This window comes from Yersinia sp. Marseille-Q5920, assembly GCF_946902935.1.
Classification (GTDB): Bacteria; Pseudomonadota; Gammaproteobacteria; order Enterobacterales; family Enterobacteriaceae; genus Yersinia; species Yersinia rochesterensis.
Genome location: NZ_CAMPQA010000008.1, coordinates 195,769 through 210,412, shown reverse-complemented (window position 1 = coordinate 210,412; position 14,644 = coordinate 195,769). Strand labels below are relative to the sequence as shown.

Genomic DNA, 14,644 nt, shown 5'->3' with positions numbered 1-14,644 from the left:
GTCAAATACGCTACTGTTAAATAGACAGAAGAGTTAAAGAGTGATTTTTGAACGTGAGTTTACGAAGTCATTTTTTCAAACGGGAAGGAGAAGCTTATGTTTCGCTGGGGCATTATATTTCTGATTATTGCACTAATCGCGGCAGCATTAGGTTTTGGTGGGTTAGCCGGTACAGCAGCTTGGGCCGCAAAAGTTGTTTTTGTCGTCGGTATTATTCTATTTCTCATCAGCTTGTTTACAGGACGTAAACGCCTTTAGACCGGGGCGAGGGTTACAGTACAGGCAAGAAGAGGTATCCTCAACACCTGTTGTAACGGAATTAAGGATGGATGGTGGGATACAGAATACCTATCACGCTCGGCAATATAGAGCCACTCGCCTATAAACCATACCAACCCGGTAAAATGGCATTGGTTTGCGAGGGGGGCGGGCAGCGGGGAATTTTTACAGCCGGTGTGCTGGATGAATTCCAGCGCGCCCGCTTTAACCCTTTTGATCTGATGATTGGCACCTCCGCTGGCGCACAAAATCTCTCTGCTTTTATCTGCGGCCAACCTGGCTATGCGCGCCGTGTCATTACCCGTTACACCACCACTGCCAACTTCTTCAATCCACTGCGTTTTGTTCGTGGTGGGCACCTGATTGATCTCGATTGGCTGGTGGATATCACCTCCCAGCAATTGCCGCTGGCGATGGATCAAGCCGAACAGCATCTACGTGAGGGCCGCGAGTTTCTCATGTGCGCTTGCCGCAGTGATGATTTCGAACCTACCTATATATCCCCCACTCGAGAAAGTTGGTTGCCGGCAATTAAAGCCTCCAGTGCTATTCCGGGTTTATATCGTCAAGGGGTTGATTTAGATGGCGTTAGTTATCTGGATGGCGGTATTAGTGATGCTATCCCGGTCGAAGAAGCTTATCGCCGTGGGGCCGATACAATAGTGGTCATCCGCACTGTACCTTCGCAGGCTTATTATACGCCGCAATGGATGAAGCGGATGGAGCATTGGCTGAGTGAAAGTAGCTTGCAGCAATTGGTGCGAATTATGCAGCAGCATGAGCAGAGTTATCATCGTATTCAGCAATTTATTGAAAAACCGCCGGGTGACTTGCGCATTTTCGAAATTTTCCCGCCTAAGCCGCTGGCCAGTAATGCTTTAGGGAGCCGGATCCCTGCGTTGAATCGTGATTATCATTTAGGGCGTCGTTGTGGCCGTTATTTTCTGGCCACTGTCGGCCACTGGCTGCTGCCTCGGGATCAGTTGGCTCAGTCTGAGATCCACGGTGAGAAAGCTTCGATTTCTCTTTCTCGTAGTATTATTCAGCCGCAAGATATTAACCAACCAGATATGGCCGAGTTGATTGATAATGATGATTTTTCATTTGATGTCATTCAATCGCCGGATATTACCGCGCCAGCCGACGCCGCAAAAATCTCACATCATGCTCTTCCGCCACAGATGACAGTGGCAGACAGTGGGCTGATTATTCCGGCAGCGACACGAAGCAAAAAGAAGTCACTGCAAGCGGAGGTTATCTTGCCGCCGGATGATGTGGCGAGAACCAAAGGTGATAGCGCGTAATGGCATTGATTAGCGGGCAAGTGTCGAATGTCATCAATACACATTATTTTATCGATACATCCTATTTTATCGATACACACTGCCATTTTGATTTTCCGCCCTTCAGCGGCGCGGAAACGGTCAGCTTAATGAGTGCGGCAGCGGCGAATGTCCGGCAAATTATTGTGCCCGCCGTCAGTGCGAATTATTTCCCACGTATTCTCGAGTTGGCGGCTAACTATCCGCCATTATTTGCCGCGCTGGGTCTGCATCCATTATATATTGCGCAGCATCAGGAAGCTGATTTAGCCACTCTGGCCACAGCGCTGGCGGATAAAACAGAAAAACTGGTGGCGGTGGGGGAGATTGGCCTGGATCTCTATATGGATGAGCCGCAGTTACCACGCCAATTGGCATTTTTAAACGCCCAGTTGAAGCTTGCCAAGCAGCATGGTCTCCCGGTTATTTTGCATTCGCGCCGTTCGCATGATCAACTGGCCTCAGCATTGCGTAAAGCTGCGGTACCACGCACGGGGGTGATACACGGTTTTGCGGGCAGTTTAGCGCAGGCACAAGCATTCATTCGCTTGGGTTATTACATTGGTGTGGGCGGAACCATCACTTATGAACGGGCGCAGAAAACGCGAAATGTCATGGCTGAATTACCGCTGTCTACATTATTACTGGAAACGGACGCGCCGGATATGCCTCTCGCCGGTTTTCAGGGCCAACCTAATCGGCCAGAGCAAGCAGCTAATGTGTTCGCTGCATTGTGCCAGCTACGGCAAGAAGCACCAGAAGAGATTTCTGCTCACCTTTTGCACAATAGTCAGCGCTTATTTCAATTGCCGCCAGCCGATAAATCCGCACGCTAATTTTGGATTTCACTGAATAAATCGCACTAATAGTTAGCGAGCTACACTTTGCTTGCTACTTTAATGTGATTCCTGTCACGATAATTACCTTACGGTTACTTTTAGTTGTGTTTATTTGTGACCGAGATTGTTTGAACGCCAGATCATGCCGGTATAATCCATCCCACATTATTTTAATACAAATCATTAACAGGATTATCAGCATGCTCATGAGTTTGGTCGGAATGGCAGTACTGATATTAATAGCTGTAATTCTTTCAAGTAATTTTAGGGCGATTAATATCCGCACTGTAGTTGGGGCGTTTATTCTCCAGGTGGCTATCGGTGCGCTGGTGTTATATGTACCGCTAGGGCGTCGTATCTTGGGCGGGATGTCCGAAGGTGTCGCGAATGTTATTGCTTATGGCAATGAAGGGATTTCATTTATGTTTGGCGGTTTGGTTTCCGACAAAATGTTTGAAGTCTTTGGCGGCGGCGGTTTTGTATTTGCCCTGCGAGTATTGCCCGTTATTGTCTTCTTCTCTTCATTAATTGCCGTTTTATATTATCTCGGCGTGATGCAATTGGTGATTAAAGTATTAGGTGGTGGGCTACAAAAACTGCTAGGGACTTCGCGTACTGAATCTCTTTCTGCAACGGCCAATATTTTTGTTGGACAAACAGAAGCTCCGTTGGTTGTGCGCCCCTATATTGCGACCATGACGCAATCTGAATTGTTCGCAATCATGTGTGGCGGTTTAGCTTCAGTCGCCGGTTCGGTATTAGCCGGTTATGCGCAAATGGGCGTGCCGCTGGAATATCTGATTGCTGCCTCCTTTATGGCCGCACCCGGTGGGCTGCTATTCGCAAAATTAATGGTGCCAGAAACTGAAACAACCCGCGATAATGTGGATGCGGCCACCTTAATTGCTGAAGATGACCGGCCGGCTAACGTCATTGATGCTGCGGCATCGGGCGCGGCTTCCGGTCTGCAACTGGCACTGAATGTTGGGGCGATGTTACTGGCCTTTATTGCCTTGATTGCATTGCTAAACGGCATTCTCGGTGGGATTGGCGGCTGGTTTGATTATCCACAACTCTCTATGGAGCTTATCCTCGGCTGGGTGTTCTCTCCTATTGCCTATCTGATCGGCATTCCCTGGAGCGAGGCGATGGTGGCTGGTTCCTTTATCGGCCAGAAGATTATTGTGAACGAATTCGTGGCATTCATGAATTTCGGTCAGTATCTACAAGCCGAAGAGTTGGTGCGCGCGGCTGGTTTACAGGTACTTTCTGACCATTCGAAGGCCATTATCTCCTTTGCATTGTGTGGTTTTGCCAACTTGTCTTCTGTCGCCATTTTGTTGGGTGGATTAGGCAGTATGGCACCGAACCGCCGCCATGATATCGCGCGTTTTGGACTGAAAGCGGTGGCCGCAGGGACTCTGTCTAATTTGATGAGTGCCACTATTGCCGGTTTCTTCCTGGCCCTGTAATTTTGCCACAGGGCCGTCTTGATAAGATGGCCCATAATCCTGCGTATTTCTGCCCATAAGCTATCCTTGATGCAAGTGGGCATTTACTGGCATAAAGCCATAAATCAGGTTATTTTGTGATTCCAATCACATATAATCTCGTTTCGTTACAAGTTACTATTGATTAGTGTGAATTCGAACACATCTCATGTGCTGATAACGTGTTCAAATAGAGCGACAAGTTAGTGCGGTGAGATGGATCTCAATTGCCACCCATACGGGGCTATCTTCAAGGAACCAAGTCCGCTCGCCAACGTATTGAGCCAGAGCTATACCCTAAATAATTTGAGTTGCAGGAAGGCGGCAACTGAGCGAATCCCCAAGAGCTTACACCAGTAAGTGACTGGGGTGAACGACGGCAGCCAACGCACATGCAGCTTGAAGTATGACGGGTATATACGGCTCATAAATAAATGCTCAGCTTTGGCAAGGTGCCGGGGCTGAAATAGTGTTGGAGAGTTTTATGACCGATTTAACCGCCTGTGCGAATCTCAACGGCTATGCCAAACGCGCACTGAGTTTGATGGATTTAACCACCCTGAATGATGACGATACCGACGATAAGGTTATTGCTCTGTGTCATCAGGCTAAAAGTCCTGCCGGTAATACCGCGGCAATTTGTATTTATCCTCGCTTTATTCCTATTGCGCGTAAAACATTACGTGAACAGGGAACACCTGAAATCCGCATTGCCACGGTCACCAATTTCCCTCACGGCAATGATGATATAGCCATCGCTCTGGCGGAAACCCAGGCGGCGATCGCCTACGGTGCTGATGAAGTGGATGTGGTTTTCCCTTACCGCGCCTTAATGGCGGGTAATGATAAAGTCGGTTTTGAACTGGTGAAACAGTGCAAAGATGCTTGTGCAGCGGCCAATGTGCTGCTGAAAGTTATCATTGAAACCGGTGAGTTAAAGCAAGAACATTTGATTCGCCAGGCTTCCGAGATTGCTATCAAAGCCGGGGCAGATTTCATTAAAACCTCCACGGGTAAAGTGCCGGTAAATGCCACGCTGGAAAGTGCCAGTATCATGATGCGCACCATCCGTGACTTGGGCGTGGCGAAAACCGTGGGCTTTAAACCGGCGGGTGGCGTGCGTACTGCGCAAGACGCGGCGGAATTCCTACAGCTGGCTGATCAATTAATGGGTGAAGGTTGGGCTGATGCGCGCCATTTCCGTTTTGGCGCATCCAGTCTGCTAGGTAGCTTATTGACGACGTTAGGTCATCAGAGCAACAGCAAAACCACCGGCTACTAATCATTATCTCAGTCATTGAACTGAGCAGATGCACTGCGGGCTATGTTGTCTGCTGTGCTGCTTTTATTTCATAAGCAGGGGGATACCTTGTTTCTCGCACAAGAAATTATCCGTAAAAAACGCGACGGCCAGACACTGAGCGAAGAAGAAATTCGTTTCTTTATCAATGGCATTCGCGATAACGTGGTTTCCGAAGGGCAAATTGCTGCTCTGGCGATGACTATTTATTTCCATGATATGAGCATGCCCGAACGTGTGGCGCTCACCATGGCAATGCGCGATTCGGGCACAGTTCTGAACTGGAAAAGTTTAAATCTTAACGGCCCGATTGTGGACAAGCACTCCACCGGCGGCGTGGGTGATGTGACTTCCTTGATGCTCGGCCCAATGGTGGCGGCTTGCGGCGGCTATGTACCAATGATTTCGGGCCGTGGTTTGGGCCACACCGGCGGGACTTTGGACAAACTGGAAGCTATCCCCGGTTTTGATATTTTCCCCGATGACAGTGCATTCCGCAAAATTATTCAGGATGTCGGCGTCGCCATCATTGGCCAAACCAGTTCACTGGCACCGGCAGATAAACGTTTTTATGCAACGCGCGATATCACCGCCACGGTGGATTCCATTCCGCTGATTACCGCCTCTATTCTGGCTAAAAAGCTGGCTGAAGGGCTGGATGCGCTGGTAATGGATGTCAAAGTGGGGTCGGGTGCATTTATGCCGACTTATCAGCTATCTGAGGATTTAGCCAAGGCCATTGTCGGTGTCGCGAATGGGGCGGGTTGTAAAACTACCGCGCTGCTGACCGACATGAATCAGGTTTTGGCTTCCAGCGCCGGTAATGCGGTTGAAGTGCGTGAAGCGGTGCGCTTCCTGACGGGTGAATATCGCAATCCGCGTCTGCTGGAAGTGACCATGGCGCTGTGTGTCGAGATGCTGTTGTCCGGTGGTTTGGCGCAAGATGATGCTGATGCCCGTGCTAAGTTGCAAACTGTATTGGATAACGGCAAAGCGGCGGAAATCTTTGGCCGCATGGTCGCGGCGCAAAAAGGCCCGAGCGACTTTGTCGAGCGTTATGACAGTTATTTACCCGCCGCGATGTTAAGCAAACCGGTATTTACCGAACAGTCAGGAATCATCACTGCCATGGATACCCGAGCATTAGGTATGGCCGTGGTTTCTCTCGGCGGTGGTCGCCGCCGGGCAACTGACCCGATTGATTACAGTGTGGGCCTTACCGATATGGCCCGTTTGGGCGCTACTGTTGATGGCCAGCAGCCATTAGCCGTGATTCACGCCAATAATGAAGATGACTGGCAGCAGGCGGCTGATGCGGTGCGGGCAGCAATCACTCTGGGCGACAAAAAGCCAGAAGAAACCCCGGTAATTTATCGCCGTATCACTGAATAAACACCCTATTTAAAGGTGCCGCACAGCGTGTGAACCTATGCAGGAGAAAATGATGAAACGTACATTTATTATGGTATTAGACTCATTTGGTATTGGCGCGAGTGCTGATGCTAAGAAATTTGGCGACGAAGGAGCCGATACACTGGGCCACATCGCCGAGGCCTGCGCCCGTGGCGAAGCTGATGTCGGCCGTAGCGGCCCATTGAAGCTGCCGAACTTGAGCCGCTTAGGGTTAGGTAAAGCCGCCGAAGAATCTACCGGTAAATTCCCGGTAGGGCTGGATAAAAATGCAGACATCATTGGCGCTTATGGGTATGCCAGCGAATTATCTTCTGGCAAAGATACTCCATCGGGCCACTGGGAAATTGCCGGTGTCCCCGTCTTGTTCGATTGGGGTTATTTCAGTGATGTGGAGAATAGCTTCCCACCAGAATTACTGGAAAAACTGGTTAAACGCGCCAATTTGCCGGGCTATTTGGGTAACTGTCACTCTTCTGGCACCGTGATTCTTGATCAACTGGGCGAAGAGCATATGAAAACCGGGAAACCGATTTTCTATACCTCTGCGGACTCAGTGTTCCAGATTGCTTGCCATGAAGAGACTTTTGGCCTCGATCGCCTGTATGAACTGTGCGAAATCGCCCGCGAAGAGCTGACTGAAGGCGGCTACAATATTGGCCGTGTGATTGCGCGCCCATTCATTGGCGATAAGCCCGGTAACTTCCAGCGTACCGGTAACCGCCATGATCTGGCTGTTGAACCGCCAGCGCCAACTGTGTTGAAAAAACTGGTAGAAGAAAAGAGCGGCGAAGTGGTTTCTATCGGTAAAATTGCCGATATCTACGCCCACGTCGGGATCACGCAGAAAGTGAAAGCTACTGGTCTGGATGCTCTGTTTGATGCCACCATCGAAGAGATGAAAAAAGCCGGTGACAACACCATAGTTTTCACTAACTTTGTTGATTTTGACTCTTCTTATGGTCACCGTCGCGATGTTGCGGGTTATGCCGCCGCGTTGGAATTGTTTGACCGCCGTCTGCCAGAGTTGATGGCGCTGGTAAAAGAAGATGACATTTTGATCCTGACTGCTGACCATGGTTGTGACCCAACTTGGCCGGGCACCGACCATACTCGTGAGCATATTCCGGTCTTGGTTTACGGCCCGAAAGTGAAACCTGGCTCATTGGGGCATCGTGAGACATTTGCTGATATCGGGCAGACGGTTGCCAAGTATTTCGATCTTTCCCCAATGGATTACGGGAAGAATATGCTTTGATTGCCGATGGATAGTTCGGTAATATAAATTTTAATTATATGATTTTTAAGGAAAATAATTATGGCAACGCCACATATTAATGCTGAAATGGGTGATTTTTCTGACGTTGTACTGATGCCAGGGGACCCGCTGCGTGCGAAATTCATCGCCGAAACTTTCCTGCAAGATGTACGCGAAGTGAACAATGTGCGTGGCATGTTGGGTTTCACTGGCACCTATAAAGGGCGCAAAATTTCAGTCATGGGTCACGGCATGGGTATCCCATCTTGCTCCATTTACACAAAAGAATTGATCACTGATTTTGGCGTGAAGAAAATCATCCGTGTGGGTTCCTGTGGTGCGGTTCGTGCTGACGTTAAACTGCGCGATGTGGTTATTGGCATGGGCGCTTGTACTGATTCCAAAGTAAACCGCCTGCGCTTTAAAGACCACGATTATGCGGCGATTGCTGATTTCGACATGACTCGCAATGCTGTTGATGCGGCAAAAGCGAAAGGTCTGAATGTCCGTGTGGGCAACATCTTCTCTGCGGATCTGTTCTATACACCAGACCCACAAATGTTTGATGTGATGGAGAAATACGGCATTCTGGGTGTGGAGATGGAAGCGGCTGGTATCTATGGTGTTGCTGCTGAATTCGGCGCGAAAGCCCTGACTATCTGCACCGTGTCTGACCATATCCGCACCGGTGAGCAAACCACTGCCGCTGAGCGCCAGACCACGTTCAATGACATGATTGAGATTGCATTGGAATCTGTTTTGCTGGGCGACAAAGAGTAATTTATTACTGAGTTTTTCTCTTCAGCGGCAGAACTCTCTGCCGCTGAATCTATTTATCATCCGGTTTCTTATCTGACTCCGCCGTTTCATCCTCACTTTCATCTTCTTTCACTGGCGTATTGGCGGTCAGTAGATAGGGCGATTGCTGCCAGCGGCTACGGCGACCTTGCAGCAAGGTGCGAGACAGAATAATGCCGACAGCCAACGCCACCAGTATCATCAGCCGCAGTAAATTGGTGGTATTATCCACTTGCTTGGATTCTGTGGCGAGCACGTGGGTGTCGAGCGTCATGCGCAGAAACCCGGTTGGCCCACTCTTCCCAGGAATTAATTCCACAATCTGGTGATTGAAATAACTGCCAGGGCGCTTACCATCCAAAGCCAGTCTGTCACGAACTTTGACATTCTCTCCCGCGCTGGCAACCAAAGTACCGTCAATCTGATATACACTGGCATCCAATATGCGGCTTGACTGAGTCAATTGTTGCAGAATTTCATCGACTTTCTGGCTATCAATATCATCATCACTGGTATCCATCAGCGGCGACAGGCTGAAAGTGACTTGTTTTGCCAACGTTTTTGCCAGCTCTTCAACCTGCTCCGAGCGGGCGAGTTGATGACTGAGGCTGAAATAGGATGCACCTTGCATAAGCAAAACCAATAATGCCAGGCAAATCAACACAATGGCGGTGCGGTGCAATCGGAATTTTAATTTAGCCTTAGCCATGCAGGTTCCTTGCCGTATTTGATGACTTTATGTTGCCAGAAGCAAGGGCGATAGGATAGCTTGATGCGTCCTTTTGTCTTGCCTTTACCCCGTTTTTTACAGGAGCCATTCATGTCTAATAGTCTGACCTATTGCGATCTTCCCGCCGAGATCTATCAATGGCCGGGTCTGCCACTTTCACTCAGTGGCGATGAAGTTATGCCGCTGGATTATCGTGCTGGTCATACAGGTTGGCTGTTGTACGGCAGAAAACTGGATAAAAAGCGCATTACTGATTTCCAACGTCAACTGGGCGCGGCAATGGTGATTGTCTCTGCCTGGTGTGTGGAGGATTATCAAGTTATCCGTTTGGCGGGTAGTTTGACTCCGCGCATTAAAACGCTGGCCGATGAAAGCGGGCTGGATGTGGCTCCCTTGGGCGCGATTCCGCATTTGCGCACACCGGGCCTGTTAGTGATGGACATGGATTCCACCGCCATCCAAATTGAATGTATTGATGAGATTGCCAAGTTGGCCGGTGTTGGTGAAGAAGTGGCAGCGGTCACGGAGCGCGCGATGCAAGGCGAGTTGGACTTCTCCGCCAGTTTGCGCCAGCGCGTCGCGGCCCTGAAAGGGGCGGATGCCAATATTCTCAAACAGGTGCGTGACGAATTGCCATTGATGCCGGGGCTGACCAGCTTAGTGTGCAAGCTTCAGGCGTTAGATTGGCATGTGGCGATTGCTTCCGGCGGTTTTACCTATTATGCCGAATATCTGCGCGATAAACTGCGGCTGGTCGAAGTGGCCGCCAATGAGCTTGAAATCAAAGACGGCAAACTGACGGGCAAAGTGCTGGGGCCGATTGTCGACGCGCAATACAAAGCCGACATCCTGCTCAAGCTGGCCGAAAGATTGAATATCCCGGTGGCGCAAACCGTGGCAATCGGTGATGGTGCCAACGACCTGAAAATGATGAAAGCCGCCGGTCTGGGTCTGGCTTTTCATGCTAAACCAAAGGTTTATGCCAAAGCAAAAGTAGCTATCCGCCACGGCGATTTGCTGAGTGTGCTGTGTATCCTGACCGGCAGTCTAAAGCGTGACGAAAAATAACTGCAGATGTTGATTATTTGATTGAGGTGAAACGTGGCTAAAGCACCAAAACGGGCATTCGTCTGTAATGAATGTGGCGCTGATTACCCGCGCTGGCAGGGGCAATGCAGCGCCTGTAATGCCTGGAATACCATTACCGAAATTCGGCTGGCGGCGGCAACATCCTCGACCCGCAATGAACGTTTTGGCGGCTATGCCGGTGATGCCGGAGTCAGTCGGGTTCAGAAATTATCCGACATCAGTCTGGACGAATTACCGCGCTTCTCAACCGGTTTTCTTGAGTTTGATCGGGTGCTGGGCGGCGGCGTGGTGCCCGGCAGTGCCATTCTGATTGGCGGCAACCCCGGTGCGGGGAAAAGTACTCTGCTGCTGCAAACACTGTGTAAACTGTCCGAAACCATGAAAACCCTGTATGTCACTGGCGAAGAGTCATTGCAACAGGTGGCGATGCGCGCGCACCGTCTAGGATTACCCACTGCTGGGCTGAATATGCTGTCTGAAACCAGCATTGAGCAGATTTGCCTGATTGCCGAACAAGAACAACCGCGGCTGATGGTGATCGACTCCATCCAGGTGATGCATATGGCGGATATCCAATCATCACCGGGCAGTGTGGCGCAAGTGCGTGAAACCGCAGCTTATCTTACCCGTTTTGCCAAAACTCGCGGGGTTGCCATCGTGATGGTAGGCCACGTGACCAAAGACGGTTCGCTGGCGGGGCCGAAAGTCTTGGAGCACTGCATTGACTGCTCGGTGATGCTCGATGGCGACGGCGACTCACGTTTTCGCACTTTGCGTAGCCACAAAAATCGCTTTGGTGCGGTCAATGAATTGGGCGTATTCGCCATGACCGAGCAAGGTCTGCGCGAGGTCAGTAACCCGTCGGCGATCTTCCTGAGCCGAGGGGATGAAGTGACGGCGGGCAGCTCAGTGATGGTGGTGTGGGAAGGGACGCGCCCATTATTGGTCGAGATTCAGGCGCTGGTGGATCACTCGATGATGTCGAACCCGCGCCGGGTGGCGGTCGGGCTGGAGCAGAATCGGCTGGCAATTTTACTGGCCGTGTTACACCGTCATGGCGGTTTGCAGATGTCGGATCAAGATGTATTCGTCAATGTGGTCGGCGGCGTAAAAGTGACAGAAACCAGTGCCGATCTGGCCTTGCTGATGTCGCTGGTTTCCAGTTTGCGTGACCGCCCACTGCCACAGGATTTAGTGGTCTTTGGCGAAGTCGGGCTGGCTGGCGAAATTCGCCCGGTGCCCAGTGGTCAAGAGCGTATTTCCGAGGCCGCCAAGCACGGTTTTAAACGCGCTATCGTGCCTTATGCCAATATGCCGAAGAAACCGCTGCCTAATATGCAGGTTTTCGGGGTGAAAAAACTGGCCGATGCGCTGGCGGTGTTGGAAGATTTATAGCGCTCATTAATTATATACATCAATGAGGTTTATTTTTATGGATGAAAATTTGGGTAAGCGGTACAAAATCACTTTTGCTATTCTTTGTTTATCTTTGTTATCTTCGTGTGCAACAAAAAAAGAACAGCAATTATTAGTATACAAAATCAATGATGAATATTTTTCTCTGGATAAAGAATGTGTTGAACGCGTATACCTGCGCGAAAACAGGCCTATATTTTATTTAAATGATAATGTAATTATAGAACTGGATAACAAAAAAGAGTGTGTACAACAATTCGCTGATTTTATCAGTTCGAATATTGGTGAGAAAATGAGTATGTTATTTAAGGGCACTGAAATAACGCCTGCTACTAGAATAATGACTGCAATGCCCTTTGACAGTGGGATCCTTTCTCAGGGAGTTACTAAAAGGGAGATAGCATTAGAGATAGTCAAGGGATATGCTCATTAAAAAATCCCGTGGTGTTTATATAAATGAATTTCATTATTTATAAACATAAATAAGTCATGGGATTTTATTTTACTTAATAGTTAACTCTAATGACCTGACCGACAGAATGACTTTTAAATCGTATTCTGTCTGTCCCGGCCCCACTCGCTTTAATCTGATAATTACCAGGCCCCATAGTAAAGACCTGCTCAAGATGTGATTCTGTCGCGTATTCTATTTCCACATCAAAGGATGAGGGCGTATCTGACTCCGTGTCAAAACTCACGGTGTAGACATCGCTGTCACCAAAATGCCCGGCTAAATCTACCCACGGCCCCCAAAATAATGGTGCGGCCTATGCTTGTACTGTTGACGTATAAAACTCCTTTTAAATTATCATCGCCATACATGGCTGATATAATTGATTTAAACTGCATGGATATATACCCGTCATACTTCAAGCTGCATGTGCGTTAGCTGCTCTCGCTCACCCGAATCACTTACCTGAGTAAGCTCATCGGGATTAATGAGCCTCATCCTTGAGGCTCACCCTGCGGGCTAGCATAAATGCTGTTCAAATCGGTTCCCGACCGATTTGTTGCTCAATTGCCGCCTTCCCGCAACTCGCATTATTTAGGGTATAAAATAACTTATTTATCGGATATATAATTAATATATTTCCTCTTTGACATATATAATAAAATACTTATCGCATATCACCGTTCTAGAATGGCGAAAGCAATAATTGCACATCACTCTCCAGTTTCGCATAATAATTTTTATTGGTTGGAACTTACCTTGTTGATATATAAAGGCCACGACAATATTTAATGATTAAATGCAAGGGGGATGAATCAATATGAAATGTATTAAAAACCTATGTCTTTTATATAAACCAGAAACAATCATGAGAAACAGTAAGCTGCATGTGTCCAGAAACTCGAATTACTTTGATTATAGTCGTGTTCATTTTGCCGCATACTGTGTTATTTTTGTTTAGTGCGCTAAACAAGGAGGCGGTATGCTGCAATTCGACTATCTCAAAACAGCAATTAAGCAAAAAGGCTGTACTTTACAGCAGGTGGCTGATGCCAGCGGCATGACCAAAGGTTATTTAAGCCAGCTACTCAATGACAAAATCAAAAGCCCCAGTGCACAAAAGCTAGAAGCCCTACACCGCTACCTTGAGCTGGAATTTCCGCGCCGCGAGAAAAAAGTCGGCGTAGTGTTTGGTAAATTTTACCCACTGCATACTGGCCATATCTATCTTATTCAGCGCGCTTGTAGCCAGGTTGATGAGCTGCATATTATCCTTTGCTTCGATGAACCCCGTGATCGCGAGTTGTTCGAGAACAGTTCTATGTCGCAGCAGCCGACAGTCAGCGACCGCTTGCGCTGGTTATTACAAACTTTTAAGTATCAGAAAAATATCCATATTCATTCATTTGACGAGCATGGTATTGAGCCTTATCCCCATGGTTGGGATGTCTGGAGCCACGGCGTCAAAAAGTTTATGAATGAGAAAGGCATAGTACCGAACTTCATTTACTCCAGTGAAAGCCAAGATGCGCCGCACTATAATGAGCAGTTTGGCATTGAAACTATTCTGATTGATCCGCAGCGCTCCTTTATGAATATCAGTGGCCGCCAGATCCGCCGTGATCCTTTCCGCTATTGGGATTATATTCCGACCGAAGTGAAGCCCTTTTTCGTGCGCACCGTGGCGATATTGGGGGGCGAATCCAGTGGAAAATCCACCTTAGTCAATAAGTTAGCAAACATTTTCAACACCACCAGTGCGTGGGAATATGGCCGTGACTATGTTTTCTCTCATTTGGGCGGCGATGAGATGGCGCTGCAATATTCCGACTATGACAAAATTGCACTGGGGCAGGCGCAATATGTTGATTTTGCGGTAAAATATGCCAATAAAGTAGCATTCATTGACACCGATTTTGTCACCACGCAGGCATTTTGTAAGAAATATGAAGGGCGGGAGCACCCATTTGTCCAGGCGCTGATTGATGAATATCGCTTTGATCTGGTGATTTTGCTGGAAAACAATACGCCGTGGGTGGCTGATGGTTTGCGGAGCTTGGGCAGTGACCGCGACCGCAAATCTTTCCAGACCTTACTCGAGCAGATGCTACGCAGCAATAACATAGAATATGTCCATGTTGAATCGGCGGACTACGATACGCGCTTCCTGCGCTGTGTTGAACTGGTGCAACAGTTATTGGCCGCCGATTTGCAAAGACTTGCCCGCCCCTCAGTATTGACTGAAGCGCGGGAAGGGTAGGA

13 protein-coding genes and 1 pseudogene are annotated in these 14,644 nt (G+C 48.8%); 12 read left to right on the top strand and 2 right to left on the bottom strand.

Features of this window, described 5'->3' with window-relative positions; genetic code table 11:
• The first annotated feature begins 96 nt into the window (after window positions 1-96).
• The 8 genes from OVO64_RS13550 to deoD all read left to right on the top strand — a co-directional run bounded on the left by OVO64_RS13550 (window position 97) and on the right by deoD (window position 8,678).
• On the top strand, window positions 97-258 hold the full coding sequence (locus OVO64_RS13550; RefSeq protein WP_011191683.1) for a DUF1328 domain-containing protein: 162 nt from the start codon (window positions 97-99) through the stop codon (window positions 256-258).
• Between the two features lie 71 nt (window positions 259-329).
• Window positions 330-1,583, top strand: coding sequence for a patatin-like phospholipase family protein (locus tag OVO64_RS13545; protein WP_267248828.1), 1,254 nt, complete (start codon window positions 330-332; stop codon window positions 1,581-1,583).
• Entirely contained in the window at window positions 1,583-2,437 is an 855-nt protein-coding gene (locus tag OVO64_RS13540) for a TatD family hydrolase (protein ID WP_267248827.1), read from the top strand. Before OVO64_RS13545 ends, OVO64_RS13540 begins: the two co-directional genes overlap by 1 nt.
• A 203-nt stretch (window positions 2,438-2,640) precedes the next feature.
• Entirely contained in the window at window positions 2,641-3,912 is a 1,272-nt protein-coding gene (locus OVO64_RS13535; protein WP_072089064.1) for a NupC/NupG family nucleoside CNT transporter, read from the top strand.
• 502 nt (window positions 3,913-4,414) lie between these two features.
• The gene (deoC, locus tag OVO64_RS13530; protein ID WP_038636507.1) at window positions 4,415-5,212 is read left to right on the top strand and encodes a deoxyribose-phosphate aldolase; all 798 of its coding nucleotides are present in this window, start codon (window positions 4,415-4,417) and stop codon (window positions 5,210-5,212) included.
• Between the two features lie 87 nt (window positions 5,213-5,299).
• A complete protein-coding gene (gene deoA, locus OVO64_RS13525; RefSeq protein WP_050291623.1) occupies window positions 5,300-6,622 on the top strand; it encodes a thymidine phosphorylase in 1,323 nt (440 codons plus the stop codon).
• Between the two features lie 52 nt (window positions 6,623-6,674).
• The gene (gene deoB, locus OVO64_RS13520; protein WP_038636504.1) at window positions 6,675-7,898 is read left to right on the top strand and encodes a phosphopentomutase; all 1,224 of its coding nucleotides are present in this window, start codon (window positions 6,675-6,677) and stop codon (window positions 7,896-7,898) included.
• 60 nt (window positions 7,899-7,958) lie between these two features.
• A complete protein-coding gene (gene deoD, locus OVO64_RS13515) occupies window positions 7,959-8,678 on the top strand; it encodes a purine-nucleoside phosphorylase (RefSeq protein WP_267248826.1) in 720 nt (239 codons plus the stop codon).
• A 49-nt stretch (window positions 8,679-8,727) separates the two neighbouring features.
• Here deoD and OVO64_RS13510 read toward each other — a convergent pair whose 3' ends face one another.
• Window positions 8,728-9,405 carry a YtjB family periplasmic protein gene (locus OVO64_RS13510; protein ID WP_145540816.1) on the bottom strand — a complete coding sequence of 226 codons (678 nt, stop codon included), beginning with the start codon at window positions 9,403-9,405 and terminating at the stop codon, window positions 8,728-8,730.
• A 111-nt stretch (window positions 9,406-9,516) separates the two neighbouring features.
• On the opposite strand from OVO64_RS13510, the gene serB reads away from it, so the two are divergent.
• Genes serB through OVO64_RS13495 form a run of 3 tightly spaced genes read left to right on the top strand, consistent with a single transcriptional unit; the run spans window position 9,517 to window position 12,364 of the window.
• On the top strand, window positions 9,517-10,494 hold the full coding sequence (serB, locus tag OVO64_RS13505; RefSeq protein WP_038636495.1) for a phosphoserine phosphatase: 978 nt from the start codon (window positions 9,517-9,519) through the stop codon (window positions 10,492-10,494).
• A gap of 33 nt (window positions 10,495-10,527) precedes the next feature.
• Window positions 10,528-11,910 carry a DNA repair protein RadA gene (gene radA / locus OVO64_RS13500; RefSeq protein ID WP_038636492.1) on the top strand — a complete coding sequence of 461 codons (1,383 nt, stop codon included), beginning with the start codon at window positions 10,528-10,530 and terminating at the stop codon, window positions 11,908-11,910.
• 37 nt (window positions 11,911-11,947) lie between these two features.
• Window positions 11,948-12,364, top strand: a complete 417-nt coding sequence (locus OVO64_RS13495; RefSeq protein WP_050291580.1) for a hypothetical protein — start codon at window positions 11,948-11,950, stop codon at window positions 12,362-12,364.
• A gap of 73 nt (window positions 12,365-12,437) precedes the next feature.
• Here OVO64_RS13495 and OVO64_RS13490 read toward each other — a convergent pair.
• Window positions 12,438-12,686, bottom strand: a pseudogene (locus tag OVO64_RS13490) (colicin Z C-terminal domain-related protein); the annotation flags it as partial.
• Between the two features lie 678 nt (window positions 12,687-13,364).
• On the opposite strand from OVO64_RS13490, the gene nadR reads away from it, so the two are divergent.
• Complete coding sequence (gene nadR / locus OVO64_RS13485; protein WP_038636487.1) at window positions 13,365-14,642, top strand: multifunctional transcriptional regulator/nicotinamide-nucleotide adenylyltransferase/ribosylnicotinamide kinase NadR; 1,278 nt, start codon at window positions 13,365-13,367, stop codon at window positions 14,640-14,642.
• Window positions 14,643-14,644: the final 2 nt, after the last annotated feature.

Bases quoted from the DNA above. Each gene is read 5' to 3' on its own strand.
- OVO64_RS13550 (WP_011191683.1), top strand. From the start codon at position 97: ATGTTTCGCTGGGGCATTATATTTCTGATTATTGCACTAATCGCGGCA.
- OVO64_RS13545 (WP_267248828.1), top strand. From the start codon at position 330: ATGGTGGGATACAGAATACCTATCACGCTCGGCAATATAGAGCCACTC.
- OVO64_RS13540 (WP_267248827.1), top strand. From the start codon at position 1,583: ATGGCATTGATTAGCGGGCAAGTGTCGAATGTCATCAATACACATTAT.
- OVO64_RS13535 (WP_072089064.1), top strand. From the start codon at position 2,641: ATGCTCATGAGTTTGGTCGGAATGGCAGTACTGATATTAATAGCTGTA.
- deoC (WP_038636507.1), top strand. From the start codon at position 4,415: ATGACCGATTTAACCGCCTGTGCGAATCTCAACGGCTATGCCAAACGC.
- deoB (WP_038636504.1), top strand. From the start codon at position 6,675: ATGAAACGTACATTTATTATGGTATTAGACTCATTTGGTATTGGCGCG.
- deoD (WP_267248826.1), top strand. From the start codon at position 7,959: ATGGCAACGCCACATATTAATGCTGAAATGGGTGATTTTTCTGACGTT.
- OVO64_RS13510 (WP_145540816.1), bottom strand. From the start codon at position 9,405: ATGGCTAAGGCTAAATTAAAATTCCGATTGCACCGCACCGCCATTGTG.
- serB (WP_038636495.1), top strand. From the start codon at position 9,517: ATGTCTAATAGTCTGACCTATTGCGATCTTCCCGCCGAGATCTATCAA.
- OVO64_RS13495 (WP_050291580.1), top strand. From the start codon at position 11,948: ATGGATGAAAATTTGGGTAAGCGGTACAAAATCACTTTTGCTATTCTT.
- nadR (WP_038636487.1), top strand. From the start codon at position 13,365: ATGCTGCAATTCGACTATCTCAAAACAGCAATTAAGCAAAAAGGCTGT.